The organism is Pseudorhodoplanes sp. (assembly GCF_035565855.1).
GTDB lineage: Bacteria > Pseudomonadota > Alphaproteobacteria > Rhizobiales > Xanthobacteraceae > Pseudorhodoplanes.
In genome coordinates, this window is the sequence record NZ_DATMRX010000056.1 from 1 (window position 1) to 1,616 (window position 1,616).

The window sequence follows — 1,616 nt, forward strand, 5'->3', positions numbered from 1 at the left end:
CATGAATGCACGGCGACAGGCGTGATGCGCCTGGCGAACGCGCTGCCCAACAGACCGACGAGTTCTTCTCTCGCGAAAGTGAAGAACGCATCCAGCCCGCCGCGCTCCAGATCCTCCGCAAGCGTCCCGCCAAAATAGCACTCGATGAGCGGGCGCCCGAACGGACGCATTTGATAGGCGCCAGTACCGATGACATCGGTTCGGCCGAACAAGCGGCTGTCGGCCGGGAATTCGTCGGCCCCTTCGAGCGAGAGAAACAGCTTGTCGTCATGGCCGAGCGGCAGGCCGCTTGCGGCCGCGACCTTGTCCGGCAGCGCGGGCGCGAAGGTGATCGCTTCGCTGGCGATCAGCGCACTCGGGATCGTGACGATGGCAAAGGCGGCCGTGAGCGATCCGCGATCGGTATGAACTTCAATCGAGCGCCCGGAATGGACGATGCGCCGCACCGGCGTATCGAGCGCGATCTCAAGTCCTGCCGCATGGCGCGCGACCAGAAGCCCATAACCGTCGACCACGCGCCAGTTGATGCCGGTGTCGGCATAGCGCTGCAGATCGATGGCGGACACGTTCTCCCATCCAGCGCCCGCAACAAAGGTTGCGATGGTGCCGATCAGAGCGTTCCAGCGGCCATTCTCCGGCAGCGCATCCGAGACCGGCACGTCGCGGCCGTCTGGCGCGAGTTTATCCACGCGATCGTAGAAGTCATCGAGCGCGGCCCGGAACGCTCTCTGGTCGTCGGGCGAAAAGCCGATCGGCAGCGACGTGCGGGTCCAGGGTGGCGGGGTCTTGTCGATCGCAAGTCCGAGCGAGGTTGCGATATCGCACCAGGGATTGCGATCGGCGGAATGCAGCCATCCGCAGCCGAGATCGAGGGGGAAGCCGGCGGCTCTTTGGGTCCAGGCGCGTCCGCCGATCCGCGCGCGGGCCTCGAGGACAATCACCCGCTTGCCGGCATCGCTCAACCGGCGCGCCGCGGCGATGCCGGCAGCGCCCGCTCCAACAACGATGACGTCGTATGACATTGACAAAGGTCGCACCATGCAGCGAGCGAAATATCCGTTGCGGCTCAGCCGAACGGCGGTCGCAGGTCATGATGGCTGACGCAGGAGCAAAATATCAGGCGAGAATCGAACGGCAAGTGCGCGATGCGCTCCGTTTCCCTCCGGCTCCGACAAAGCCGCTCAGACGCTGAGCAACCCGAACAGAATGAGGCACGCCAGCGCGCCGATCACCAGGCCGTTGCGAACAACAAAAGCGCCGCTGACCAGCGCCAGAAAGGCAACGTCATCAGCAAAGGTTTCGCGAGCCATCCCCTCATATCCCTGAATTGGAGTGTGGATACGGCTTGGTCGCTCCAAGGCGAGTTTCGGTTCGGACCGCGTCCGGTTTCAGGGCTCACGGGGGCGTGATGGAAAAGGGCGACGGGCGCACGCACGACCGGCGACGCCGCAGAAGACCGCTGTTCCTGGGAAGTGATTGGTAGCGGGGGAGGGATTTGAACCCCCGACACGCGGATTATGATTCCGCTGCTCTAACCAACTGAGCTACCCCGCCACGCGTCAGGCGATCCGTGACGGCCACCCGAAAGCTGGCCGGATATAAGGTTCACAGAGAAA

2 protein-coding genes and 1 tRNA gene are annotated in these 1,616 nt (G+C 63.9%); all 3 read right to left on the reverse strand.

Translation table 11 applies throughout. The features are described from left to right. On the reverse strand, nucleotides 1-1,022 hold a 1,022-nt coding region (locus tag VN004_RS03260), incomplete at its 3' end, for a flavin monoamine oxidase family protein (RefSeq protein WP_325606979.1). 159 nt (nucleotides 1,023-1,181) lie between these two features. Continuing rightward, nucleotides 1,182-1,310 (reverse strand): hypothetical protein, encoded by a 129-nt coding sequence (locus tag VN004_RS03265; RefSeq protein WP_325606981.1) that lies wholly within the window; start codon nucleotides 1,308-1,310, stop codon nucleotides 1,182-1,184. Nucleotides 1,311-1,477: 167 nt separating this feature from the next. Continuing rightward, nucleotides 1,478-1,554, reverse strand: a tRNA-Met gene (locus VN004_RS03270). Nucleotides 1,555-1,616: the final 62 nt, after the last annotated feature.